This window comes from Methylobacterium longum (assembly GCF_022179385.1).
Taxonomy (GTDB): domain Bacteria; phylum Pseudomonadota; class Alphaproteobacteria; order Rhizobiales; family Beijerinckiaceae; genus Methylobacterium; species Methylobacterium longum.
Window position 1 is genome coordinate 1 of record NZ_BPQS01000121.1, and the last position, 1,743, is coordinate 1,743.

Genomic DNA, 1,743 nt, shown 5'->3' on the forward strand with positions numbered 1-1,743 from the left:
GCGGCCCAAGCCGCGGCGCGTGGGAGGATGGATGGACACGGGTCAGCCTCTTCTGGAGGTCGATGGCGTCACGCTCCGCTACAAGACGCCGGACCACCTCGTCACGGCCACCTACCGGGTGAGCTTCCGGGTCTGGCCCGGCGACCGGTTCGTGCTGCTCGGGCCGTCCGGCTGCGGGAAGTCGACCCTGCTCAAGGCGGTGGGCGGCTACATGGCGCCCACCGAGGGCGAGATCCGCCTGAAGGGCCGCCCGGTCACCGAGCCCGGCCCCGACCGGATGATGGTGTTCCAGGAGTTCGACCAGCTCCTGCCCTGGAAGACCGTCCGGCAGAACGTGGTCTTCGCCCTGGAGGCCTCGGGCCGGCTGAAGGGCCGCGCGGCCCTGGAGCGGGCCAACCTCTACATCGACAAGGTCAACCTGACGAAGTTCGCCGACAGCTACCCCCACACCCTCTCGGGCGGGATGAAGCAGCGCGTGGCCATCGCCCGCGGCATGGCCATGGAGCCCGACATCCTGCTGATGGACGAGCCGTTCGCGGCCCTCGACGCGCTCACCCGGCGGCGCATGCAGGACGAGTTGCTGATGCTGTGGGAGGGCACGCGCTTCACCGTGCTGTTCGTCACCCACTCGATCCCGGAGGCGATCAAGGTCGGCTCGCGCATCCTGCTGCTCTCGCCCCATCCCGGCGAGGTCAAGGCCGAGCTCAACAGCGCGGACTCCCCGGAGGCGGCGCTGCGGCTGGAGAACCGGATCCAGCAGATGCTGTTCTCGGAAGAGATCGAGGAGGCCGAGAATGTCTAGCGCACCAGCCCTGACGGACGCGCCCCGGGCCGGGGCGATGCCCCCGCGGCTGACGCCGGTGGATCCGGCCCGGCCCGAGATCGTGCGCGACACCGGCCACGCCCACGGCGCCACCGTGGTGGAGAAGCCGCTGTCGGTCGCCGAGCGGCTGTACAACCAGGCCTGGCTGCGCAAGATCGTGATCCTGCTCGTCCTGGCCGGGATCTGGGAGGCCTACGGGCGCTACCTCGACAACGATCTCCTGTTCCCGACCTTCTCGGCGACCGTGGAGGCGTTCGTGCGGGGCCTCGGGGACGGCACGCTGCCGGCCCGCGCCTGGACCTCCCTCAAGGTTCTCCTGATGGGCTACGCCGCCGGCATCGCGCTGGCGACCCTGCTGACCGGTCTCGCCATCGCGTCGCGGATCGGCACCGACCTGCTCGAGACGCTGACGTCGATGTTCAACCCGCTGCCGGCGATCGCGCTGCTGCCGCTGGCGCTGATCTGGTTCGGCCTGGGCAGCGGCAGCCTGATCTTCGTTCTGGTCCACTCGGTGACCTGGGCGATCGCGCTCAACACCCATTCGGGCTTCCTGTCGGTGAGCCGGACGCTGAAGATGGTCGGGCGCAATTACGGGCTGTCGGGCCCGGGGCTGATCGGCAAGATCCTGATCCCGGCGGCGTTCCCCTCGATCCTGACGGGGCTGAAGGTCGGCTGGGCGTTCGCGTGGCGCACGCTGATTGCGGCCGAGCTGGTGTTCGGGGTGTCGTCCGGGGCGGGCGGGCTCGGCTGGTTCATCTTCGAGAACAAGAACATGCTCGACATCCCGAACGTGTTCGCCGGCCTGCTCACCGTCATCCTGATCGGCCTCGTGGTCGAGAACCTGATCTTCCAGACCATCGAGCGCCGCACCCTCCAGCGCTGGGGCATGCAGGCCTGAACCGCCCCACGTCCGGGGCCGG

At 69.5% G+C, this 1,743-nt stretch carries 2 protein-coding genes; both read left to right on the forward strand.

The window, feature by feature from the left end; all coding sequences use genetic code 11:
• Positions 1 to 31 precede the first annotated feature (31 nt).
• The gene (locus MFF58_RS31580; RefSeq protein ID WP_238294258.1) at positions 32 to 802 is read left to right on the forward strand and encodes an ABC transporter ATP-binding protein; all 771 of its coding nucleotides are present in this window, start codon (positions 32 to 34) and stop codon (positions 800 to 802) included.
• 37 nt (positions 803 to 839) lie between these two features.
• Entirely contained in the window at positions 840 to 1,721 is an 882-nt protein-coding gene (locus MFF58_RS31585) for an ABC transporter permease (RefSeq protein ID WP_373323424.1), read from the forward strand.
• Positions 1,722 to 1,743: the final 22 nt, after the last annotated feature.